This is a genomic window from Mesorhizobium sp. B2-8-3 (genome assembly GCF_006440815.1).
Lineage (GTDB): Bacteria > Pseudomonadota > Alphaproteobacteria > Rhizobiales > Rhizobiaceae > Mesorhizobium.
Window position 1 is genome coordinate 90,521 of sequence record NZ_VFTW01000007.1, and the last position, 22,131, is coordinate 112,651.

At 64.0% G+C, this 22,131-nt stretch carries 31 protein-coding genes; 29 read left to right on the forward strand and 2 right to left on the reverse strand.

Translation table 11 applies throughout. From position 1 onward, the window contains the following. The first annotated feature begins 29 nt into the window (after window positions 1-29). The gene (locus tag FJ418_RS13530) at window positions 30-587 is read left to right on the forward strand and encodes an HNH endonuclease (RefSeq protein ID WP_027167440.1); all 558 of its coding nucleotides are present in this window, start codon (window positions 30-32) and stop codon (window positions 585-587) included. Window positions 588-1,003: 416 nt separating this feature from the next. On the opposite strand, the gene FJ418_RS13535 is transcribed toward FJ418_RS13530, so the two are convergent. Further along, window positions 1,004-1,522, reverse strand: coding sequence for a disulfide bond formation protein B (locus tag FJ418_RS13535; RefSeq protein ID WP_140645221.1), 519 nt, complete (start codon window positions 1,520-1,522; stop codon window positions 1,004-1,006). A 24-nt stretch (window positions 1,523-1,546) separates the two neighbouring features. Next, window positions 1,547-2,134 (reverse strand): YqaA family protein, encoded by a 588-nt coding sequence (locus FJ418_RS13540; RefSeq protein WP_140866116.1) that lies wholly within the window; start codon window positions 2,132-2,134, stop codon window positions 1,547-1,549. A 623-nt stretch (window positions 2,135-2,757) separates the two neighbouring features. Here FJ418_RS13540 and FJ418_RS31900 point away from each other — a divergent pair. The 28 genes from FJ418_RS31900 to FJ418_RS13670 all read left to right on the forward strand — a co-directional run bounded on the left by FJ418_RS31900 (window position 2,758) and on the right by FJ418_RS13670 (window position 22,117). Then, window positions 2,758-2,934, forward strand: coding sequence for a hypothetical protein (locus tag FJ418_RS31900; RefSeq protein WP_181166926.1), 177 nt, complete (start codon window positions 2,758-2,760; stop codon window positions 2,932-2,934). After that, window positions 2,931-3,134 (forward strand): hypothetical protein, encoded by a 204-nt coding sequence (locus tag FJ418_RS13545; protein ID WP_140866119.1) that lies wholly within the window; start codon window positions 2,931-2,933, stop codon window positions 3,132-3,134. The genes FJ418_RS31900 and FJ418_RS13545 overlap by 4 nt, the downstream gene beginning before the upstream one ends. Then, window positions 3,131-5,617, forward strand: a complete 2,487-nt coding sequence (locus tag FJ418_RS13550) for a DNA-directed RNA polymerase (RefSeq protein WP_140866122.1) — start codon at window positions 3,131-3,133, stop codon at window positions 5,615-5,617. Before FJ418_RS13545 ends, FJ418_RS13550 begins: the two co-directional genes overlap by 4 nt. 55 nt (window positions 5,618-5,672) lie before the next feature. Then, window positions 5,673-5,984, forward strand: coding sequence for a hypothetical protein (locus FJ418_RS13555; protein ID WP_140866125.1), 312 nt, complete (start codon window positions 5,673-5,675; stop codon window positions 5,982-5,984). An 11-nt stretch (window positions 5,985-5,995) separates the two neighbouring features. Beyond that, window positions 5,996-6,625 (forward strand): hypothetical protein, encoded by a 630-nt coding sequence (locus FJ418_RS13560; protein WP_140866128.1) that lies wholly within the window; start codon window positions 5,996-5,998, stop codon window positions 6,623-6,625. Continuing rightward, on the forward strand, window positions 6,625-6,801 hold the full coding sequence (locus tag FJ418_RS31905; RefSeq protein WP_181166927.1) for a hypothetical protein: 177 nt from the start codon (window positions 6,625-6,627) through the stop codon (window positions 6,799-6,801). The genes FJ418_RS13560 and FJ418_RS31905 overlap by 1 nt, the downstream gene beginning before the upstream one ends. Beyond that, window positions 6,791-7,279, forward strand: a complete 489-nt coding sequence (locus tag FJ418_RS13565) for a hypothetical protein (protein ID WP_140866131.1) — start codon at window positions 6,791-6,793, stop codon at window positions 7,277-7,279. The genes FJ418_RS31905 and FJ418_RS13565 overlap by 11 nt, the downstream gene beginning before the upstream one ends. Beyond that, window positions 7,272-7,577, forward strand: coding sequence for a hypothetical protein (locus tag FJ418_RS13570; protein WP_140866134.1), 306 nt, complete (start codon window positions 7,272-7,274; stop codon window positions 7,575-7,577). The genes FJ418_RS13565 and FJ418_RS13570 overlap by 8 nt, the downstream gene beginning before the upstream one ends. Further along, window positions 7,574-8,059: an N-acetylmuramoyl-L-alanine amidase gene (locus tag FJ418_RS13575; RefSeq protein WP_140866137.1), complete on the forward strand. Its 486-nt coding sequence runs from the start codon at window positions 7,574-7,576 to the stop codon at window positions 8,057-8,059. The genes FJ418_RS13570 and FJ418_RS13575 overlap by 4 nt, the downstream gene beginning before the upstream one ends. Before the next feature lie 30 nt (window positions 8,060-8,089). Further along, window positions 8,090-8,992 carry a prohibitin family protein gene (locus FJ418_RS13580; protein WP_140866140.1) on the forward strand — a complete coding sequence of 301 codons (903 nt, stop codon included), beginning with the start codon at window positions 8,090-8,092 and terminating at the stop codon, window positions 8,990-8,992. A gap of 100 nt (window positions 8,993-9,092) precedes the next feature. Next, window positions 9,093-9,347 carry a helix-turn-helix domain-containing protein gene (locus FJ418_RS13585; protein ID WP_181166928.1) on the forward strand — a complete coding sequence of 85 codons (255 nt, stop codon included), beginning with the start codon at window positions 9,093-9,095 and terminating at the stop codon, window positions 9,345-9,347. Continuing rightward, window positions 9,344-9,706, forward strand: a complete 363-nt coding sequence (locus FJ418_RS13590) for a hypothetical protein (RefSeq protein WP_140866146.1) — start codon at window positions 9,344-9,346, stop codon at window positions 9,704-9,706. Before FJ418_RS13585 ends, FJ418_RS13590 begins: the two co-directional genes overlap by 4 nt. A gap of 1 nt (window position 9,707) precedes the next feature. Then, window positions 9,708-11,396, forward strand: coding sequence for a DnaB-like helicase C-terminal domain-containing protein (locus FJ418_RS13595; protein WP_140866149.1), 1,689 nt, complete (start codon window positions 9,708-9,710; stop codon window positions 11,394-11,396). A 1-nt stretch (window position 11,397) separates the two neighbouring features. Further along, entirely contained in the window at window positions 11,398-11,706 is a 309-nt protein-coding gene (locus FJ418_RS13600; protein WP_140866152.1) for a hypothetical protein, read from the forward strand. Window positions 11,707-11,987: 281 nt separating this feature from the next. Continuing rightward, on the forward strand, window positions 11,988-12,386 hold the full coding sequence (locus FJ418_RS13605; protein WP_140866154.1) for a hypothetical protein: 399 nt from the start codon (window positions 11,988-11,990) through the stop codon (window positions 12,384-12,386). After that, window positions 12,383-14,611 carry a DNA polymerase gene (locus tag FJ418_RS13610; RefSeq protein ID WP_140866157.1) on the forward strand — a complete coding sequence of 743 codons (2,229 nt, stop codon included), beginning with the start codon at window positions 12,383-12,385 and terminating at the stop codon, window positions 14,609-14,611. The genes FJ418_RS13605 and FJ418_RS13610 overlap by 4 nt, the downstream gene beginning before the upstream one ends. A gap of 270 nt (window positions 14,612-14,881) precedes the next feature. After that, window positions 14,882-15,130 carry a hypothetical protein gene (locus tag FJ418_RS13615; RefSeq protein ID WP_140866160.1) on the forward strand — a complete coding sequence of 83 codons (249 nt, stop codon included), beginning with the start codon at window positions 14,882-14,884 and terminating at the stop codon, window positions 15,128-15,130. Beyond that, the gene (locus tag FJ418_RS13620; protein ID WP_181166929.1) at window positions 15,120-15,983 is read left to right on the forward strand and encodes a hypothetical protein; all 864 of its coding nucleotides are present in this window, start codon (window positions 15,120-15,122) and stop codon (window positions 15,981-15,983) included. The genes FJ418_RS13615 and FJ418_RS13620 overlap by 11 nt, the downstream gene beginning before the upstream one ends. A gap of 2 nt (window positions 15,984-15,985) precedes the next feature. Beyond that, a complete protein-coding gene (locus FJ418_RS13625; RefSeq protein ID WP_140866165.1) occupies window positions 15,986-16,273 on the forward strand; it encodes a hypothetical protein in 288 nt (95 codons plus the stop codon). Between the two features lies 1 nt (window position 16,274). Beyond that, complete coding sequence (locus FJ418_RS13630; protein ID WP_140866167.1) at window positions 16,275-16,520, forward strand: hypothetical protein; 246 nt, start codon at window positions 16,275-16,277, stop codon at window positions 16,518-16,520. After that, window positions 16,520-17,044, forward strand: a complete 525-nt coding sequence (locus tag FJ418_RS13635; RefSeq protein ID WP_140866170.1) for an AAA family ATPase — start codon at window positions 16,520-16,522, stop codon at window positions 17,042-17,044. Before FJ418_RS13630 ends, FJ418_RS13635 begins: the two co-directional genes overlap by 1 nt. Continuing rightward, a complete protein-coding gene (locus tag FJ418_RS13640; RefSeq protein WP_140866173.1) occupies window positions 17,041-17,457 on the forward strand; it encodes a DUF3310 domain-containing protein in 417 nt (138 codons plus the stop codon). Before FJ418_RS13635 ends, FJ418_RS13640 begins: the two co-directional genes overlap by 4 nt. Further along, window positions 17,445-17,645: a hypothetical protein gene (locus FJ418_RS13645; RefSeq protein ID WP_140866176.1), complete on the forward strand. Its 201-nt coding sequence runs from the start codon at window positions 17,445-17,447 to the stop codon at window positions 17,643-17,645. Before FJ418_RS13640 ends, FJ418_RS13645 begins: the two co-directional genes overlap by 13 nt. A 2-nt stretch (window positions 17,646-17,647) precedes the next feature. Then, window positions 17,648-17,848 (forward strand): hypothetical protein, encoded by a 201-nt coding sequence (locus tag FJ418_RS13650; RefSeq protein WP_140866179.1) that lies wholly within the window; start codon window positions 17,648-17,650, stop codon window positions 17,846-17,848. 216 nt (window positions 17,849-18,064) lie between these two features. Beyond that, window positions 18,065-19,696: a portal protein gene (locus tag FJ418_RS13655; RefSeq protein WP_140866182.1), complete on the forward strand. Its 1,632-nt coding sequence runs from the start codon at window positions 18,065-18,067 to the stop codon at window positions 19,694-19,696. Next, window positions 19,689-20,555 carry a hypothetical protein gene (locus FJ418_RS13660; RefSeq protein WP_140866186.1) on the forward strand — a complete coding sequence of 289 codons (867 nt, stop codon included), beginning with the start codon at window positions 19,689-19,691 and terminating at the stop codon, window positions 20,553-20,555. Before FJ418_RS13655 ends, FJ418_RS13660 begins: the two co-directional genes overlap by 8 nt. Window positions 20,556-20,557: 2 nt before the next feature. After that, window positions 20,558-21,085, forward strand: coding sequence for a hypothetical protein (locus FJ418_RS13665; protein ID WP_140866189.1), 528 nt, complete (start codon window positions 20,558-20,560; stop codon window positions 21,083-21,085). A gap of 84 nt (window positions 21,086-21,169) precedes the next feature. Beyond that, a complete protein-coding gene (locus FJ418_RS13670; RefSeq protein WP_140866192.1) occupies window positions 21,170-22,117 on the forward strand; it encodes a hypothetical protein in 948 nt (315 codons plus the stop codon). The last annotated feature ends 14 nt before the right edge of the window (window positions 22,118-22,131 follow it).

Consider the following 22,131-nt stretch of genomic DNA (forward strand, 5'->3'; position numbering starts at 1 on the left):
TTCGGTTCTAGAAGCAAGGAGGCGAGGACGTGACGGTTGCCGTATCTCCGGATGGGCTTCCCGCGCTGGTGCTGAATGCGGACTACCGTCCGCTCAGCTATTACCCCCTGTCGCTCTGGTCGTGGCAGGACGCCATCAAGGCCGTCTTCCTCGACCGGGTCAACATCGTCGCCGAATACGAGCACGCCGTCTCCTCGCCGACTTTCTCCATGAAGCTGCCGAGCGTGGTGAGCCTGAAAGCCTATGTGAAGCCGTCGCGGCATCCGGCCTTCACCCGCTTCAACGTCTTCCTGCGCGACCGCTTCCAGTGCCAATATTGCGGCACGCCGGAGGATTTGACGTTCGACCATGTCATCCCGCGCCATCGCGGCGGGGCGACGACCTGGGAGAATGTCGTCGCCGCCTGCTCGCCTTGCAATCTTCGCAAAGGCGGCATGATGCCGGCCCAGGCCAAGATGTGGCCGCTGCAAAAACCCTATCAGCCGACGGTACACGACCTGCACAACAACGGCCGCCTGTTCCCGCCCAACCATCTGCATGAAAGCTGGATGGATTATCTCTACTGGGATGTCGAACTCGAACCTTAGAGTTCGGCAGAAATTCGCCATGCTGGTCGCCTGCCGCAGCTTTCTGCGCTTCCGGTGCTCACGTACCTGACAGACCGTGATTATCAGACACACCCTGATATCGGACCAACTCGGTCATCCCTACTTGTCAATCGCTTCGCGTTTAAGGACGGGCTTCCCCCACTCCGTCGCTGCTTCGCAGCGCCACCTCTCCCCCCTCCGGAGTCCCTCCGGAGGGAGAGGAAAGCCTGCTTGAAGGAGCGCTGGCTACTAGGCTCGCGCCGTTCCTCTACCCCGTCGATCGGGGGAGAGGTGGCTCGGCGAAGCCGAGACGGAGTGGGGGGTCGACCTGGCTCGGACGTCGAAAGCCGCGCCATTCGACTCAGCCTGCCGAATTTTTGCTCGAACCCTGCGCCGCTGAATCCAATCAATCTCGCTCAATCCCGCGCGAGCGCGCTGCGGAAGGCGACGGCGGCGAGAATGAGGCTGGCGATGGCGTTCCAGCCGGCGAGCGACAGGCCGAGGATGCGCAGCGCCGCCTTGTCGCAGGAGGGCGGCACGAATTTGTCGAGCGCGTCGAGCACGCCCTTGCCGCCGGTGTCGACCGGGCCGGCGCCGGCGGTGCAGTCGGCCGGACCTTGCCACCAGGCCCATTCGACACCCGAATGGTAGACGCCGAGATAAAGGCCGTAGAGCATCAAAAGGCCGCCGATCGCGAGCAGGCCGCGCGTCACCCAGGCCGGCGCGCGCAGCATCGAGGCGATCACCGCCAGCACCATCAGCGGCACGCCGATATAGTAGGGGGTGCGCTGCTCGAGGCAGAGGTGGCAGGGGATGTAGCCGCCGATATATTGGAAGGCCAGCGCCGAGCCGACGGTCGCCGCCATGGCGACGGCAAGAAAGAGCGCCGCGCGCGTGCGCTGGCGTCCGGTGTCGGCAATCATGGTCGCTGTCATCGATGGAGATCCGTTGTTGCGTCGCTATCCGTGGGCGTATCTGACGAGGATATAGAGCAAAATCAGGGCAGCGGCGCCGGCGCCGACAATCAATCCCAAACGCTTTTCGATGAACTCCCTGATCTTTTCGCCATAGCGGCGCAGCAGCCAGGCAAGCAGCAGGAAACGGGCGCCGCGCGCCACGATCGCCGAGACGATGAAGACCAAAAGATTGACGTGAAGCGCCCCGGCCAGAATGGTGACCACCTTGATCGGCGGCAGGTGCGCGGCGCCGGATGTGACGAGCAGCACCAGCATCAGCCCGGCGCCGGACGACTGCCATTTCTCGAACGTGGATAGGCCGCCGAAATGCTCCAGGATCGGGCGTGCTATCGTGTCGTAGGCATAGTAGCCGATCAGCCAGCCGGCTATGCCGCCCAGCACGGACGCAACAGTAGCCGTCAACGCGTAGCGATAGGCGCGTTTGGGCGCCGCCAACGCCATGGGCAGGAACAGCACGTCGGCCGGTATGAAGAACACGGAGCTTTCGACGAAGGCGATGAAGGCCAGCCACCATTCGGCGGATTTGCGCGCCGCCAGCGACAGGGTCCAGTCGTAAAGTCCGCGAAGCATCGGCTCTCCTGATTTGGTTCCGAACGGCGGAGTGGTTTTCGGGCACCGGCATGCACGAAACAAGGACCCAAAGCGCCGCAGCCGGCGTTTCCAGCCAGACGCGATAAGTTTCGTTTCTCTAGAAAGATTTTACGCGCCGCACAATGGCGGCGCCCTTACGGAACCGTAAGGCGCGGTCCGGGCGCGGCTACCACTGGTAAATCGGCAACAGGCCAGTTGACGAAAGCCCGTCCAACCGTATAGTCCGCGCCCATCCAGGCCGCCCGGCCTGAGCCCCTATGGCGGAATTGGTAGACGCGCTCGACTCAAAAGCGACTACCCAACCTACCTCCCAGCACACAGTCCACCGCGAGAACCCAGGAAAGGCAAGGCCTCATGCTTTCCGCCCTCACTACGCTTCTGCACAGAGTGTCGAGTAAATGTGCCCCTTCCGCGCCACCAGTGGCAGACGCCAAAAAGCAGTGGCCGGCAACCCACCGGACACCCGCCGAGAACTTCAAGACCATGAAGCTCCTCTACCGCGTCCATACGGTCGATGACCTGGGGCGGTGGTGGAGGATCGAGACCCGCCAGTGCCAATGGACCGGCACCATCATCAGAGAACAGACGAGGATTTCCGACTAATGGACGAGACATCATTCAAGGAAGAGTTCCGGCGCGAGACCGAGAAGGCCATCCTCCGCAAGCTCAAGAACCAGAAGCCCCACGAGAGGGCGATCATGGCGGGTATGTGCATAGCCACCCTGAAGGTTTTCGGGCAGCACTTCCAGGCGAACGGGAAGGAGCGGGTCACCCAATGAACTCCCCCTATACGACCCTCCTCAACGATGCCCTCCAGCGGGGCCTCCTGGAAATGGGCCTGATGCCACCGCTCACCGGGGCGGAGACCAGGGTGCCGGACCAGTGGGTCCTGTACGCCAAGGTCGGCGGTGCCCGTTACCGCGTCCATAGCCTCACCCAGGCAGAGTACCACGAGCTTACCGCCAAGGAGACCGCATGAACCAACCCGCTTACCTCCACGACCGCTGGGACGACCAAGTAGCCTTCGAGGAGGAGATGATGGAGACCGGCAAGCAGCGCATGAAGGCCCGCATCGACAAGGCAAGGGAGAAGCACAACCTGGGCGGCCTCCGTCCCCATCGGAGCCTCCTCTATGAGTGGGTCGTCCCCGTGTCGCAGGCCCTCCAGCGCTGGCTCAACACCCCCAAGCGCGGCACCGTGCCAATCTCCCGAGCACCCCTACAGCAGCTCAACGCCGACACCGCCGCGATGGTCGCACTCAAGGCGGTCCTTCGGATGCTTGGCATGGAGCACCGCAACCTCCTGTCCATCGCCATGGAGATCGGCACCAATTGCGAGCACGAGGCACGGATGCAGTTCTGGAAGGAGAGCGACCCCGAAGACTGGCGCACCCTCCAGCAACGCTTCCGAGACCGGAAGTCAACCTCCATCCACCAGCGCCGCTCCACCATCGCCATCTTCAACAAGTCCAAGCACGATGAGCTGGGGTGGCTCGACTGGACATCCACGGAGCGGGAGCGGGTGGGCCTCACCATGATCGATATGGTGATCGAGGGCACCCAGCGCTTCCACGTTGTGGGCGATCCCGCCTGGGAGCCTTACCGGATCAAGGGAGGAGCCTGGGCGCAACGACCCAAGGTCCTCATGCCGGACAACGAGCTGGCCCAGTGGATGGATAGCGCCCTCGACGATGAACTCCTCCACCAGCCGGCCTTCGCACCGACCCTCATTCCGCCCCTCGACTGGGATGGGCCTCGCGGTGGCGGCTACCATACGCCCTTCGTCAAGTCCCCAGTGCTCATCCGCTTCAAGGCCAACCACGAGGAGCAGCGCCAGGTCGCCCTGGAGGAGTTCGAAGCCCTGGACATGCCGGAGGTCTACGCGGCGGTGAACTACGTCCAGCGGACGCCCTGGGCGATCAACACCAGGGTCCTTGAGGTGGCCGAGCGCATCTTCGAAAAGGACCTCGCCATCGCCGGCATCATCCGCCAGGAGAAGATCGACCCCCCGGCCTTGCCCGAGGGTGTCGTCAAGGATACCCCAGAGTACAAGGCCTGGGCCAAGATCGCAGGGGACATCCACGCCGAGAACGCCTTGCGGGTCTCCAGGTTCATCGCCCAGCGCCGGACCCTGACGCTCGCCCGGAGGCTGGCCGAGGAGGGGGAGTTCTTCTTCCCCCATCACCTCGACTTCCGGGGCCGCATGTACAGCATCGTGTCAGACCTCTCGCCGCAAGGGAGGGACCTGGACCGGGGTCTCCTGACGTTCGGGAGGGGGAAGCCCGTCGAGGAGGACGATGAGCAGTGGCTCGCGATCCACCTGGCCAACGTGCATGGGGTGGACAAGACGGACTACGCCGAGCGCATCAAGTGGGTGAAGGACCGTGAGGCCCGCTGGCGGCAGATCGCGGCGGACCCCCTGGACAACCGGCTCTGGGCCGACGAGGACGACCCGTGGCAATGCCTCGCGGCGATCTTCGAGTGGGTGCGCTGGCTGGACGAAGGCCCCGGCATGATCAGCTCCCTTCCGATCCGGGTGGACGGCACATGCAACGGCATCCAGCACCTCTCCGCTATGGTGCGGGACGAGGAGGGTGGCCGCAAGGTGAACCTGGTACCGGGCAACCGGCCTAGGGACATCTACATGGACGTGGGGAACATCGTGCAGCAACTCCTGGACGACCAGCCCCTCAACCCCCACGTCCGTATGTGGGGCCGTCTCTTCGGGGCTACCGTCCCGAGGGAGGTGGCCAAGCGCCCCGTCATGATCGTGCCCTACGGCGGGACCAGGAGCGCCTACTTCAAGTACACCCTGGCGTGGCTCAAGAAGCACGACAAGGACGGCGCGGCGATCCCCAAGGACCAGCGCAAGGATGCCGTCAACCTCCTGGTGGACTTCCTCCTCAAGGCGGTCAAGGAGGTCGTCATCCGTCCTATCGAGGTGATGGAGTGGATACAGCACAACTGCGCCATCGCGTCCCGGAGCGGCAAGGCCCTTTGCTGGTGGACCCCTGCTGGCTTCTACGTCCGGCACTTCTACGCCACCGAGGAGGAGTACCGGATCGAGACCAAGCTGGATGGTCAGTTGCTCAAGCTCCGGGCCTACCGGGAGACCAAGGAGCTGAACACCGCGAAGCAGTCCTCGGGGGTCGCCCCGAACTTCGTCCACTCGATGGACGCCTCGGCCCTCATGACGTGCGCCAACATGCTCCGGGAGGCAGGGGTGGAGTGCTTCACCTGCATCCATGATGCCTACGGCACCGTGGCGGGGGACATGTGGACCCTGGAGCAATGCTTGAGGGAGGCCTTCATCTTCACCCACGAGCAGCCCGTCCTGGCCCAGTTCCTGGACGCCTGCAAGTACGTGGCCAACGGGGATGAGACCGGAGAGTGGAGGGAAGTGCCCCCGATGGGTTCGCTGGACCTGGGGCAAATCAGGCAGTCGGACTACTTTTTCGCCTGACGCTACGCATCTGCACATAATGCCGACCTACTTGATAAAAGGAGATAGCAGCTCAATGATCGTCAATTCGCTGTCATCGCGCATCGACCCTACGCAACTGCACATGGTGTCCCGCGACACCGTGGCGAATGCCGCTCATGCCCTCCTCCATGGGGGCTCCCACGAGAAGGGCGAGGTGGTGGTTGCCGCCGCTGCCGTCCTCTTCGCCGTGATGGCCGAGCGGGCTGCGATGGACCCCCAGGACCTCTTCCGCCTGGGCCGCCGCATCCTGACCGCGCCGTCCGACTTCCACACCAAGCCCAACGTCCAGATGGAGGCCCTCCGCGACTACGCCGGCCTGCACATCCGCGACCAGCCTGTCATCTAAGGAGACCACTCATGGCCAACTTCCATTTCAGTCACTTCGGCACCTTCGTCCACCCGTGGCTCAACAAGCCGGACACCGAGTACAACGCGGACGGCCTCTACCACACCGACCTGGACAGCTCCGGCCCCGAGGCCGAGAAGTGCGCCGCCGACATCGAGGCAGCCTCCAAGGCCTACCTCGCGGAATACACCAAGGACATGAAGCCTGCCGAGGCCAAGAAGTGGTCTCTCTACCTTCCGTTCGAACGCCTGGAGGACGACGAGGGCAACCCGACCGGCGTCATCCGGTTCACCTTCAAGCAGAACGCCAAGATCAAGTCCGACAAGGAGCCCTCCGGCTTCAAGACCGTGAAGATCGAGCTGCGTGACAGCCAGAACCAGGTCATCGACGTGCCGGTCTGGAATGGCTCCGAGGGCCGCACCCTGTACTCCATGCGGGGCATCGCGGTGTCGTCCTCCAAGACTGCCGGCGTTCGCCTCGACCTCGCCAAGGCCCAGATCACCAAGCTGAAGCGCGGTGGCGGCGGCGGCCAGGGCTTCGGCACCGTGGACGGCGGCTTCGTGGCTGACCAGGCGGATGCCGGGTTCGACAACAAGGCTCCCCAGGACAACGGCCCGGACGAGACGGGCGGCGACTACTGATGATCGACTTCGTGGTCCAGATCATCATGGCCATCTGCATGTCGGCGCTCATGGGGACCTCCTTCGGTCTCCTCGCCGGCATCACGGTGGACAACGGGGTGGTCGGGCTACTCTCCGGCCTGGTGGCCTTCTCCGTCAGCATGTCCCTGTTCTTCGACTCCGAGAATGGGCGTTAGCAGGGGCAACTGGCGGCAGGCTCGCAAGACATCCTGGAACCGTACCGACAAGTCACCGGAGGCCGTTGGCCTTCGGCAGGGCTTCCGGTCGGGCCTGGAGGAGATCAACGCCCGCCACCTGGAAGCTCACGGGGTCGAGGTTCGCTTTGAGACGCTGAAGGTGCCCTACGTGGTGCCGGAGACGCGGCGCACCTACACCCCGGACTTCCCACTACCCAACGGGATCATCGTGGAGACGAAGGGGAAGCTGGAGCCCAAGGACAGGGCCAAGCACCTCTTCATCAAGCTCCAACATCCCGAGCTGGACATCCGGTTCGTCTTCCAGCGCCCCCACGACAAGATCGTGAAGGGGTCCAAGACCACCTACGCCATGTGGTGCGACAAGTACGGCATCAAGTGGGCCACCAGGGTCATCCCCGTGGAGTGGCTCAAGGAGCCCGGACCCACCCGAAAACCCGAGGAAGTTCTCAATGGATAGCTCCACCATCGACCGCGTGGCCGCCCGCCCTGCCACCCTCCTGACCTGGCTCGATAAGGCCAACAAGCAGGCCATGGCGGCGATTCTCGCAGGGGACATGTCTCCCCAGACCACCAAGATGTTCCTCATCGGCAGCGCGGCGGCGGTCGCCATGTGGCTCCGGGGCCGGCTCCACTATGAGCGCCCCGAGTACCTGGCCCACGTCCTCAACATCATGGATGCCCTACCGAAGGACGCCGAGGTCCTCAAAGACCCCCTGGACAAGCTCGCCCAGGCGGAGGTGGAGGGGACCGCTTGATCCGCTACAAGGACCGCAAGGAGACCAAGCTGGTCATCCTGCACGACAGCCACACTCAACCGGGCACCGCCATGGATGTCCCGAGGTGGGCGGCCCTGGCGCATGACGGCGGCCTCAAGATGGGGCTCCTGGCCGTGGGCTACCACTACATCATCGAACGCGATGGTGAGCTGGTTCACTGCCGGGGACGCGAGAAGATCGGCACCCACACGCCGGGTCTCAACCTGGAGTCTATCGGGGTCTGCCTGGTGGGCGGCAGGGAGGAGCCTGGCGGAGACGGGGTGGACAACTTCACGACCGCCCAGCGCCACACCCTTCTGAGCCTCCTGCACGAACTGCGGCAGGCCTACCCCGGCATCAAGGTTCGGGGCCACACCGAGGTCCAGCGCTATCGACGCGCCGGCCACCCAGCCTGTCCTCCAATCGACATGGACCTCCTCCGGGAGGACCTCGACCTCTACGCCCAGGGCATCGTGCTCTAGGCCCACCCTCCCAAATCGAAAGGCTACTTCATGCGCTTCTATGCAGCGATCACCGGGCTTGTCTTCGCGGCACTCGTCGCCCTGACCGTCCTGTTCGGCTCCTGGTACACCATCGATGAGGGTGAGCGGGGCATCCTCCTGACCAACGGCAGCTTCACCTCGGTCGAGGGTCCGGGCCTGCACTTCAAAACCCCGTGGTTCCAGTCGGTGCGCAAGATCAGCACCCGCCAGGGCAACCTCAACTGGGAAGGCACCTCCGCCCTCCTGTCCTACTCCAAGGACCAGCAGACCGCGAGCCTTGCCGTGACGGTGACCTATCATGTGCCCGAGGGCGACGTGAAGGATGTCTACCAGCACTACGGCAGCATCGAGACCCTCTTGAGCCGGACCATCGAGCAGACCGTACCGGCGAGCGTCAAGACGGTGTTCGGCCAGTACACGGCGGTCAAGGTCATCCAGGAGCGCGGCACGTTCAACTCCGAGATCGCCAAGGCGGTGATCGAGGGCGTCAACGGCCCCATCGTGGTCGATAGCGTCCAGGTCAAGAACATCGACTTCTCGGATGCCTACGAGCAGACCATCGAAGCCCGCATGATGGCCGAGGTCGAGGTCCAGAAGCAGAACCAGGTGCTCGCCCAGGAGAAGGTGAAGGCGGACATCGCCGTCGCCCAGGCCAGGGGTCGCGCGGACAGCCTCAAGGCGGAAGCCGACGCCAACGCCTACAAACTCAAGGCCGAGGGTGAGGCCAGCGCCTTCAAGCTCAAGGCTGAGGGTGAAGCCACCGCCGCTGCCATCGAGGCCCGCGCCAAGGCCCTGGCCGCTAACTCCGCCCTGGTGGAGCTGACCAAGGCCGAGAAGTGGAACGGCGCTCTGCCGGTCACCATGCAGCCGAACGCGGCGATCCCCTTCATGAACGTGGGCAAGGGCGAGTAGCCGTGGGCCTCACCTTCACCATCGCAACCGCCTGGGTCCTCATCGTGCTGGCCATCACCGGCTACCGATGGGGAGCCCCCGAGATCACCCGGAGACCCTCATGACCAAGACCAAGAAGCTGTCCGACGCGGACATCATCAACCTCGGCCCCCAGCAGCGCCTCGTCTACGACTACCTGATGACGGGCCGCCAGCTCTCCCGCCAGGTCGCCATCAACACCCTGGGCGTCCAGGAGGTCACCACCCGCATCTCCGAGCTGAACAAGCTGGGTCTCGACATCCAGACCGAGTGGAAGCGGGACTTCGGCGGCACCCGCTACAAGGCCTACTGGGTCGAGGTCGGGGTGGACGCATGAGCGAGCGCCTCAAGATCACCGTCTTCGACGCCGGCAACCGGAAGCGCAAACTGGGCTTCATGTACGCCGACAAGATCGGCCAGATGCATGGCAAGTGCTGGGAGTTCGTCGCCTGCCAGTACCCCTTCCACGAGCCCTGGTACATGAGGAACCCGGACCCTACGGAGACCGTGACGACCGTCCGGTTCACCGTGGCGGACTGCGAGGAGACCGCTCCCGGTAGCCTTGGCTGGGTCCGCCAGATGGCCCTGGTGACCGACGCTCCGCTCACGGACCTCATGCGTCTCTCGGGCTTCCACCTCCCCGGCGAGACCGACCGGGAACATGCCATGAGGCACAACTCCTACCGTTGGCCCTGACATGCAGGAGGACAGCACGGTCATCTCCAAGGGGCCGTGCCCAGAGTGCGGCTCCAAGGACAACCTCGCGACATACAGCGACGGCCACCAGTTCTGTTTCACCCCCAACTGCGGCCTGCGGCGCAAGGCGACACACTCCATGGATACCGACGACCCAGGCTTCGGGGCGGTCCCGACAAGGACCCCCGAGGCCGCCATTCCGTTCACCACCGAGTACATGCCGGATGGCCTGAAGTCCCGAGGCATCAAGCTGGAGACCCTCCAGCGCTTCGGGTACTTCGTCCATAAGGAGCGGGGCAAGACGCGGCAGATCGCGCCGATCTACAACCAGAAGGGCGAGCTGGTCCACCAGAAGTCCCGCGACAAGGACAAGCAGTTCTGGTTCGACCCCGTGGTGGACAATGCGCCGGCCCCGAGGCAGTGCCAGCTCTACGGGCAGCACGTCTGGGGCGACAAGTACGACCGCAAGGTGGTGATCACCACCGGGGAGCACGACGCTCACAGTGTGGCCGAGGCGATGGCCTTCAAGGTGCCCGCTGTCTCGGTGGTGGGTGGAGACGGCTCCGCCCTCGACCAGCTCAAGGCGAACTACCGTTGGCTCGACCGCTTCGAGGAGATCATCCTCTGGTTCGACAACGACGAGAGCGGCCAGAAGGTCGTGGCCGACTGTGCTGCCCTCTTCGAGCCTGGCAAGGTGAAGACCATCAAGGTTCAGGGCGTCAAGGATGCCAACCAGCTCGCCCAGGCCGGCAAGAGCGGGGACATCTACGCGGCGGTCTATGGGGCGACCCTCTGGGCTCCTGACGGGATCGTCAACGCGGCCCTCTGCATCACCGACATGGATGAGCCCGAGGCCGAGACCATTTGCTCCTACCCCTGGCCAGCCACCGAGGCGATGACCCGTGGCATCCGGGAGAAGGAGGTCATCTACCATGTGGCCGGCACCGGCATCGGCAAGACCTCCATCATCGTGGAGATCATGGAGCATCTCCTCCAGAACAACATCAAGTTCGGGGTGATGCGCTTCGAGGATACCCGCCGCAAGGCCCAACTCGACCTCATGTCCGCCAGGGCCAACCGCCGACTCCACCTCAATCCCCTCCCCAAGGAGGAGCTTCGGACCCTCCATACGGCAGTCTTCGGATCGGGCCTGGTGGAGCTGTTCGACCCCGAGGTGGCCGAGTGGTCCTTCAACGCCCTGGAGCGCTACATCCGGTACATGGCCAAGGGCCTGGATTGCAGGGTCATCTTCATCGACCCGCTGTCCTTCATCGTGGCCGCCGTGGATGCCCAGGACGAGCGCAAGGCGCTGGACAAGGTGTCCTACAACTTCGCTCGCCTGGTGAAGCAGACCGGAGCCAACCTCCAGATCACCCACCACCTCAATCGCGGTGAGGGGAAGGCCTTCGAGGAAGGCGGCCAGATCAGCCTCAAGAACATCCGTGGGTCTGCCGGCGTGGCGAACTTCTCCATGGGCGTCCATGCCTATGAGCGGAACCAGCAGGGCGAGCGCCCAGACCTCACCCAGGTCCGCATCCTCAAGAACCGGCATGTCGGCACGACAGGTGTCGCGGACGTGCTGAAGTGGATGGAGGACGTGGGCCGCCAGGTGGCTACCAACGAGCCATATCCAGACAACGATAACGACGAGAAGGCTCCGTCCTTCCCAGCAGTACAGGGTGATTACTGACGTGAACGACAAATTGCAGAAAGAGATCGAGGAGGTCCGCAAGGAGGTCCACGTCCTGGGGGTGAGGCTGACCCTGGCCCAGGCATGGGTGGGCTTCCTCAACTTCGCCTATGACGCCCTCCTCCACCATGGGGTCAACTACCGATCCCTCAAGGAATACACCAACTCAACGGAACTCGACGATGCCCAGAAGCTCCCGGTCTCGGCAGCCCGCGACAAGATCGTCGGCTGGCTTGGAGGCCTCCAAAGCGCCATCCATGCGGCGGTCAGGAGGAAGCAGTTCAAGGTCCATACCCACGACCCTAGCTGACATCGACGGGGAGCCGGACGGCGAGAACTACCTGGCTCGAGAAATCCACGAGGACGGCTTCAACCCTGACCACCAGGGCTTCATCGGCTTCATACCCCCCAAGGACGGCCCCATGACACCCATCGAGAAGACGGCGAAACGCATTGCCGCCGAGCTGGTCCTGACGCCGCGCTCCAAGCGCCCCAAGGGGTATGACGAGGAGTACCTCCGCCAAACCGCTGGGTGCCGCTCCTGGCACCGCCTGAAGTGCGCCCACTGCGATTGCTGGAAGGCAGACTGAAATGACCCTTCAAGAGATTGTCGAGATCATCGGCAGGATCACCTACAAGCCTGGCTGGTCGCTCCTCCTCGGCTGGGACGGCGGCAGGCCCTACCTCCAGGTCGAGGTCTCCACCGAGGCGGAAGCCTCCCTGGACAGCCAGAAGCGGGACGGCACCAGGGAGCCCTGGAAGTCCCGCAAGCAGCACCTCTCCCTCCACATGTGCCGGCAAGAGGTCGTCGGCGCGGCGTTCGGCCTCATCAAGGATGCCGAGCTGCATGAGGTCCACGAGTGGTTCCGCTATCGCGGGGCCTCCATCTTCAACCCGCACCTGGACCCCGATGTCCTGGCCGAAGTGGCGAGGAAGAAGACCTCCTTCGTCACCCGTCTCAATGCCATGAGCATGGAGGAGCCTGGATGAGACTGGCGTTCGATATCGAAACGAACGGCCTCCTCCCAGAACTGACAACCATCCACTCCCTGGTCCTCAAGGACCTCGACACGAGGCAGCTCTATAGTTGCCACGCGGAGGATGGGCCGTACTCAATCCTGTACGGGCTGTCACGCCTCCAGGAGGCCGACTACATCACCGGCCACAACATCCTCTCCTACGATATCCCGGCCATCCAGAAGCTACACCCCTGGTGGAAGCCGGAAGGCACCGTCCGCGACACCCTCATCATGGCCAAGATGATTTGGCCAGTGGACCGGCTCAAGGACCTGGACTTCCCGAGGTGGAGGGCAGGCAAGCTCCCCGGTCAGCTCATCGGCGCTCACAAGCTGGAAGCCTGGGGCTACCGCATGGGGCAGATGAAGGGCGAGTACTCCGCGACGGTCAAGGAGTACGCCAAGAAGCTGAAGGAGGAAGGCCTTGACGCCGTACCAGAGGAACTTCGAGTCCTGGTCACCGTGGACAGTAAGGGCGAGCCCACACTCGACCCCTGGCTGGCCTGGAACAAGCCCATGCAGGATTACTGCGTCCAGGACGTTGAGGTCACCCACGCACTCTGGAACCTCATCCAGGGACACTTCGACGGCACCGGAAAGGCAGCCGGAGGAGTAGGCTGGTCGGAGCGCTCCATCGACCTGGAGCACCGCACCTGGCTGCACATCGACAAGGAGACCCAACGCGGCTACGGCTTCGACAAGGAGGGGGGCGTCAAGCTCGCCGCCAAGATCAAGACCCGCCAGGCCGAGCTGGAGAAGGAGCTGGTCAAGGCGTTCGGCTCCTGGTGGGAACCGCAAGACGACCCGAAGACCGGCGCAGCGCCGGCCAGGGCCTACAGCGAGAAGCTCACCCAGTTCCCCGACATCACCGTGCGCCGGGTCTCCGAGAAGACGGGCAAGGAGCTGACGCCCTATGTCGGCCCGCCCCAGGCCCACTATTCCCCGGACGCTCCCTTCGTCCGCATCAAGCGGGTCACCTTCAATCCGAAGTCCAGGCAGCACCTCGGGGATCGCCTCCAGGCTGTCTACGGCTGGGTGCCCACGGAGTTCGGCGGCAAGAACAATGACCAGGCCAAGGTGGATGAAACCACCCTGAAGACCATCCCGGAGTCGGTCCTCCCGAAGGACCTCCGGGAGGTCATCCTGGAGTTCTTGGTCAATGCCAAGACACTGGGTCAGCTCTCGGACGGTAACAAGTCCTGGATCGGCCTGGTGCAGGAGGATGGCCGGATACATGGCCGGATGGACACCCTGGGTACGGTATCCCACCGCGGCGCCCACAAAGATCCGAATAAGGGGCAGGTACCCTCCGTCACCAAGGCGAAGGACGCGGAGGGTGTCGAGCGGGAAGTCCTGGGCTGGAAGGGTGGCTTCGGGGTGGAGTGCCGGACCCTATGGGGACCTGGCAAGCCCTTCCCCTGGCAGACCGGCGTGGACTGTTCCGGCTTGGAGCTACGGCTTCTCGGCCACTACCTCTGGGAGTTCGACGGTGGGGAGTTCGCTCGACGTGTCTCGACCCCAGGCCTGGACATCCATGCGGAGAACGCCAAGATCACCGGCCTCTCCCGCGCCGCTACCAAGACAGTGACCTATGCCTTCCTCTACGGGGCAGGGGCCTTGAAGATCGGCCTCGGGGTCGGGGTGCCGGACGAAGAGATCGACGCCCTGGCCGACAGTCCAGCGGCCAAGAGCTACATCGCCTGGGTCAAGCGGACCATGAAGGGCAAGTTCATCATGCCCGATCGCTCGACGCTCGCCCACACCATGCGCGGCCAGGAGGTCAAGAAGGCCTTCCTGGAGGGCATCGCCGGCCTCAAGGACCTCAACAAGTCCCTGACCGACCAGGCCAAGGCGCAAGGCTTCATCGTCGCACTCGACGGTCGCAAGCTGTCCATCCGCAAGGAACACGCAACGCTCAACCAGGCCCTCCAAGGCGGGGGTGCCATCGTGTGCAAGGAGTGGATGCTGGAGACCGACCGGGTGCTCAAGGAAGAGGAGCGGTGGGTGGAAGACAAGGACTTCGGCCAGATGGCCTGGGTCCACGACGAGTTGCAATTCGAGCATATGGAAGAGGCCCAAGGTGCAGTCATCCAAGCGGCCTCCAAGAAGGCAGTCCAGAACGTCGCCCAGTCCCTCGGCTTCCTCGGAGCCCTCGATACGGACGGGCGCACCGGACACAACTGGAAAGACTGCCACTAAGGCCAGGTCCAGGGCCTCCTCGGGGGGCTACTTCGGGGAGTACCCGGACGGCCTATGGGAGATCGTGGACAAGGCGTGGTTCGACCCGCCGTCCATCTCTTCGAACTACTCGCGCGAACGCGCACCCCTCATCGCACTGGCCGCCTCCCTGGGGTGGATCAGCATCATCGCCCCTGACGGGCTCTCCCTCTCTCGCTCCTGGCACGTCACCGCTGAAGGCCTCTCGGCTATGCGGCACCGGGACCTCATGCAGCCGAAAGGAACACCGTAATGCTCCTCGCCTTCGTCATCTACCTCATGGTTGCGATCAGCGTGGCCACCTTCACCAATATCGAGATCAAGGCCGTCGAGCCGGCGCTCGCCCGGAAGCTCCTGGTCATCTACCTCCTGCCCGCCGAGTTGGCCTGTGGCGTCATCATCTCCGTGGCCGAGTACCTCAATGGGGTCCGCGTCAAGGAGATCGTGGAGGACTGGTACCTCCTGGCCGCCGAGGTGCAGGAGGCCTGGAATGGCTACTAAGAAGACCATCATCCTCCTCGACGGGGACACGATGGCCTTCAAGGCTGCCGCCGCAGTCCAGCACCAGGTGTTCTACCCCTCCGGCATGGTCGAGCCTATGGCCCGGACCTGGGAAGGGGAGTCGTGCATGGACAACATGATCGACTGGATACGCCGGAGCCTCAAGGCTGACGAGCTTCGCGTCTTCCTGTCCTGCCCCACGGCTGACAACTGGCGGCTCAAGGTGGACCCCTCCTACAAGTCCAACCGCAAGGACAGCGTGAGGCCGATGCTCCTGGAGCACCTCAAGAACTACCTCCGCCTCCGCTACGACGCGACCAACCTGGCGTACCTAGAGGCCGACGACGCGATTGGCATCTGGGGGACCGCCCCCGAGCTGGCCGAGCATAACGTCATCATCGTGGGCCGCGACAAGGACTTCGCGACGATCCCCGGCCAGCACTACCAGCTCCGGGACGATGACGAGAACGGCAAGCCTATCGTCCGCACCGTCACCCCCATGGAGGCGGCCAAGTGGCACTACACCCAGGCCCTCTCGGGGGACGCGGTGGACGGCTACCCAGGGTGCCCTGGCATCGGCAAGACCCGCGCCCAGCGCATCGTGGAGGAGCCGGTCAAGCTCTACCCCAAGGAGGGGGTGATCCCTCGGGGCAAGGACAAGGGGCAGAAGACCATCAAGTGGCACACTGGGGAGCCGTGCTCCATCTGGGAGGCCATCGTCTGCAACTACGAGAAGGCCGGTCTCACCGAGGCGGACGCCCTCAAGACCGCTCGCCTGGCCCGCATCCTCCAGTGGGGCGAGTACGACCTCGAAACCCATACCGTCACCCTCTGGGTGCCCGGAAAGGAATAACCATGAACGTATCTGAATTGCTTGGACCTGGGGCGGATCGCTCCGGGGCCATCACCGCTGGCAACACCGCCCAGCAGCTCGCGCCGGCTAACCCCAGCCGCCGCTCTCTCACCTTCCAGAACATCTCCGCAGCGGACCTCTGGATCAACCCTCATGGCAACCCGGCGGGCATCGACACGGCGGGTAGCTACAAGCTGGTCTCGGGAGCCTTCTACCAGGTCCAGACCAACAAGGCGGTCAGCGTGATCGGCGCGACGACCGGCCAGAAGTTCACCGCAACGGAGGTCTGACATGGACAACGCAATGGAACCCATCCAGCCGGACATCCCAGGACCCGGTGAGAAACGCCTGGAGCCGGTCGAGGTGGACGTGATCGACAACCTCCTCAACGCCCAGGCCGCCTACCTGGAGGCCATCGCGGTCGCCGGGGATCACTTCGGGCTCCGACTGGACGATGACATCGCCACGGAGATCACCAAGAAGCTGGCCTTCCCGATTGGCTTCATCATGTCGGGCGTCGCGGCCAGGAGGGTCTGATGCTGGTGATCAACCTCTGTGCCGGCCCTGGCGCGGGGAAGTCCACCACGGCAGCCGGCCTCTTCAACATCATGAAGCTCAAGGGCCACAACTGCGAGCTGGTCACTGAGTTCGCCAAGGACCTGACCTGGGAGGGGAGGTTCAACACCCTCTCTAACCAGCTCTACGTCCTGGCCAAGCAGGAAGCCCGCCTGTCCCGTCTCGTGGGGAAGGTGGACTACGTGGTGACCGACAGCCCGCTCCTCCTGGGCCTGGTGTACGCCAACGAACGCTTCGACAAGGAGTGGTATCGGCAGGCGGTGCGCGGGGCCTTCGACCTCTACGAGAACGCCCTGTTCTATCTGAAGCGCGTCAAGCCGTACCAGACGGTGGGCCGCAACCAGACCCTTGATGAGGCCCGCGTCCTGGACCAGGCCATCTGGGGCATGCTGGGGATGCAGGGTCTCACCGTCACCATGGTCCCCGGCGATGAGCTGGCGGCCAGGGCCATCTATCAACACGTCTTCGGGGAGCCCGCCGAATGAGCAACCTCCGCAAGGACCTGATGTTCCAGGTCTTCCTCCACGTCAATCGCGAGCTGACCGACTTCCAGCGGGAAATCCTCAAGCTCATCGTTGGGCCGGAGGCCTCGCCTGCCACCATCCAGGAGGCCCACCTCCGCATCAACCAGCAGATCAAACTCCTCACGGATGCCGGCTGGAAGCCCAACAAGGTCACCGGGGAGCAGGTCCTCAAGCCGAACCACTACGACCGCCTCCCGATGGAGCCGACCTACTTCCTGGTCGAGTCCGGGGGCTACCACTGGTGCATCGAGAACGCCGTCAAGTATACCTCCAGGTTCCCCTGGAAGAACGGCATCGAGGACCTCGGCAAGGCAGGCAGGAACCTCTTCATGTACCTGGCCTACCTCGCGGGCGACCCAGCATGGTCGCGGTGAAGCAACCCCGGATCGGCCTCGACCTCATCGACTACCTCCGCAAGAACTTCCCGCCCAAGTGCATCGGTCCCGACGAGACCATGGCGGAAGCCCAGCGCTACGCCGGCAAGGTGGAGCTGGCCCGGAAGCTCATCCGCATGGGCAAGGGCGATGAGGATCACGACCTCCCTCAAGACGACGAGGACTAGCCATGTGCATTGGCGGCCAGCCTTCAGCACCAATCAACAAGCCGGCCTATGCGCCGGAGGAGGCGGACGCCCACTTCGTCTCCAAGATCAAGAACCCGGACGGTACCGAGCAGACCCTCAAGCAGGGCGGCCCGGTGGACGCGACCCCAGCGGTTGCCGTCAAGCCGACCGTCAAGACCACCCCACACCCGATAAGGATGTAACGACAGCATGTGCCTTGGAAAGCAACAGAAAGCGGAGGAGCCCGCAGCGGCCCCAGCTCCGCCCCTCCCGGCCCCTGATGCTCCCGCCGTGGGCCAGACCCGCAAGCAGGAGACGATGGACAACTTTGGCGACGACGCCCCGAACTACCGCGTCAAGCGGACCTCGAAGAAGCCCACGGTGACGCCCTCCGGCTCCATCCAGATGTGAGGTGATCCATGGACACCCTAAGTGACACCGACCTGGGGATCACCGCCGAGGACTTCTACGAGAGCCAGCTTGCGGATCGCACGGGTCCGGTGGAACTGGGTCGTCGCCTGGCTGCCATCTCCAGCCCCTCCACCTTCCCCCCGGAGCAATACAAGACGGGCGACCCTCTGGAGGTGACCAACCAGTCCATCAACGCAAACGCCATCAACACGCTAGCCTCCAAGATGATGCTGACGGGTCTCCCTCCGGGGCAGGCCGGCTGGAAGTTCATCCCGAGGGAAGACAAGATCGACCCGGAGATCAAGCAGGACCCCGAGATGTACGGCCAGGTGCTCTACGCCCTGTCCCGCCGTGAGGAGATGCACCGGGTCCGCCTCGAAGCCACCCAGGCCCGAGCGGCGATCACCAAGTACTACAAGCTCCTCCTCCTGACCGGCAACTCGGCCTGCCTCTGGCTGGAGATCGATAACCCGGTCATCTACAACATGCACAACTACGTGGTGAAGCGTGACGCCGGGGGTGTGCCCCTGGTGGGTGTCATCAAGGTCTCCGTGTCCCGCATGGTGGCCGACCAGGACATCATCGACGCGGCGGACTTCCACAAGGCCAAGGTCGAGCCGGGGAGCAATCCTTGGGATGACGAGATCACCATCTTCCACTGCCAGAAGCTGGTCGTCCGTGAGGGCGGCAAGAAGGAATACGTCTACTGGCAGGAGGTCGAGGGCGGCCATGTGGTGGAAGGTACCGAGGCGGTCACCGACTTCGACACCCCGACCATCCACTTCGGCGGCATGATCCCGGAGTATGGCTCCAACTGGTTCCTGCCCTACTGCCAGGACTACGAGGGCGACATGATGGCGGTCGAGAACTTCTCGGCGGCGCTCCAGGACGGCGGCGCGGCAGCAGCCCGCTTCCTGACCCTGGTGGACCCCAACGGGACGACCGAGATCAAGGACATCCTGGAGGCCGACAACCTGGACGTGGTGCCAGGCCGTGAGCAGGACGTGAAGACCCTCCGAGCCGACAAGGGCGGTGACCTCGCGGTTACCTCCCAGGAGTGCGAGAAGGCCGTCAAGCGTCTCGGCCAGGCGTTCCTCATGTTCTCCTCCGTGCAGCGCACCGGGGAGCGGGTTACCGCCGAGGAATGGCGCATCCTCGCCCAAGAGATCGACCAAGCGATGGGTGGCTTGTGGTCCGCCGTCGCGCAGACCTCCCAGAAGTACTTCGTGCTCCGCTTCATCATGATGCACGAGGAGGTCGAGGACATCGGGAAGCTCCCCGAGGGTCTGGTCCGTACCAGCATCATCACCGGCATCGACAGCCTAAGCCAATCATCCGAGGCCAGCCGCCTCCGGGAAGGCATGGCGGAAGCCAAGGAAGTCCTGGGCGATGCCCTTGCCCAGTTCATCAACCCGACCGGCTACCTCCGCCGACTGTTCGCCTACAAGACGGTCAAGACGGACGGCCTGGTCAAAGACGACAACCAGGTGGCGGCAGACACCGCCCAACAGAAACAGGACGCCATGCAGAAGACCCTCCTGGAGAAGGCCACCGGCCCTCTCGCCCAGGGCGGAGCCGACATGATCGGCAAGATGGTCGAGCAAGGCAACGTACCAGAAGGAGTGATGCAGAATGGCTGAGAACGCCGAGTACACCAGCCCGGAGACGCCGTTCTCCATCTCCATGGACGCTGACAGCGGCGACCTGGTGAGGAAACCCAAGGACGCCGTTGCGTTCGACAGCGACGACCTTCCAGCCGACGAGGAGAACGACGATGTGCGCACCGACGGGACTACCGATGGGGCTGACGGAGACGAAGCTGAAGGAGCTGACGAGGAGGGAGCAGCAGAGGATGACGGCGAGGGTGGCGAGGAAGACCTGGGAGCCTTCGACCCCGAGGACGCCGACAGCGTAGCCAAGTTCGACGCCAAGTACCTCAAGGAGGACGGCTTCCTGGACCTCGACGGGGTGCTGACCCAGGAGTTCTGGGCCAACCAGGAGGCCGGCAAAGAGGGTCTCAACGACGACACCTACGCCTACCTGGAGGCCCGTGGCATCTCCAAGGCCCAGGTCAAGCAGATCGAGGCCATGGCCCAGACCCAGAAGGCGTCCGACGCCGAGGGAGTGGTCAAGTCCGACAACAAGCTCTTCGAGGTGGCTGGCGGCGCGGACAAGCTCCAGGCGGCCCTGAAGTGGGGCAAGGACGGCGGCTACACCCAGGAGCAGCAGGACCGCTTCAACAAGATCACCAAGGGCAAGGACCAGGCGGCCAAGGAGGAGGCGGTGCTCGCCCTCATGGCCCGCTTCGAGAAGGCCAACCCGGTGACCAAGCCGAAGCTGCCCCTGCGCGACGGGACCAAGGGCCAGGGTCAGAAGGCTCCCTCGGTGAAGCCCTTCAAGGACCGCCAGGAGATGAAGGAAGTCCGTGACGCCATCAAGCAGGGCGACACCAAGGCCTGGGCGCTCTACAACGCCCGCCGCTCCGCCTCGAAGTTCTGACCATGGGATGGCTCGCAGCAATCCCCCTGGTCGAGTACCTCGCGAAGCAGCTCTCCGACTGGTCGGCCCGCCGAGACCAGATCAAGCAGGCGGAGACCGACGCCAAGGTGGCCGAGCTGAAGGCCAAGGCCGAGATCGCCGCATACAAGGTCAAGGCGGACATCGAGTGGGACCTGAAGTGGGCTGACCAAGCGGGGTCGAGCTGGAAGGACGAGTTCATGCTCATCCTCTGGTCGATGCCGATGATCGGGCTCTTCATCCCCGGACTCCGGCCCTTCGTTATCGAGGGCTTCGACTACCTGAAGCTCTTCAACCCTGATGCGCCTGCCTGGTACATGGCAGGATGGGCCATCATCTTCGCCGCAGTGTTCGGCCTCAAGCAGGCCACGGCGCTCATGCTCCCAGGTCAGGCTGGCAAGCTGGCCGGCATCCTGGCGAACATCCCGGACGACATTCCCGATGAGGTGGCCGGCAAGGCTCAATCCTCCATCGATGCCGTCCTGAAGGCAGGCAAAGCCGCGCTCAAGTAGCACGTCCCGACCCTACGCACCTTCACACAGTTGCCCTGGAGGATGGTCCTCCGGGGTTCCCTCATTCATGACAAAGGAACCCGAATGAGTTCACTTACCGACGCCCGTACCCTCCCTGGTAAGAAGGCCGGTGGTACCGATGAACGCGAACTGTTCATGCGGAACTTCACGGACTACACCCTGGAGGCCTGGGAAGAGACGTTCGACTTCAACGACAAGACCCACGTCATCAACATCTCCGCCGGCAAGTCCGAGGTCTTCCCGATCATCGGTCGCAAGCGGAACGCCATCGAGCACATCCCCGGTGAGCGTATCGAGGGCGGTGGCATGGAGCACAACGAGGTCGAGATCAGCCTCGACGCCATCCTCGTGGACTCCGCCTTCATCGCGGAAATCGACGAGCTGATGGTCCACTACCCGCTGTCCCGTCCGTATGCCCGCCAGATCGGCGAGAGCCTGGCCTCGGAGAGCAACAGCCGCATCGGTCGCGCCATGGTCAACGCCTCGCGCGTCACCGTGCCGCCGTATGTGGGTGGTCCGGTTCCGGGCTACGCCTGGCATGCCAACATGGCGACCGACCCGGCCCAGCTCGAAGCCGCTGCCTACTCGGCGGTCGAGTACATCCGCAAGAACGACACGGGCGGCGGCGAGCCGACCTACTGGCTCCCGTGGCAGCAGTACCTCCTCCTGTCCCGCTACACGGGCATTGACAGCGAGGTGACCTCCGGTGCGGGTAACCGTTCGACCGGCAAGGTCGGCCTGGTCGCCGGCATCCAGCCGCGCGGCACCAACTCGGTCCCGAAGACCAACATCACCACGGGTCGCGCCAAGTACCAGGGCGACTTCACCAAGACGGTTGGCATCATCTCCAACCCGATGGCAGTCGGTACGCTCCGCCGCCGTGGCCTCCGCGTCACGATGGACAACCAGAGCGACCGCCTGGGCACCCTGATGATCGGCTCGAAGTTCGAAGGTCACGACAAGCTCCGCCCGGAGTGCGCCTTCGAGGTCGCAAACGCGGCCCGTCCGTAACCCTCTGCCGGCCC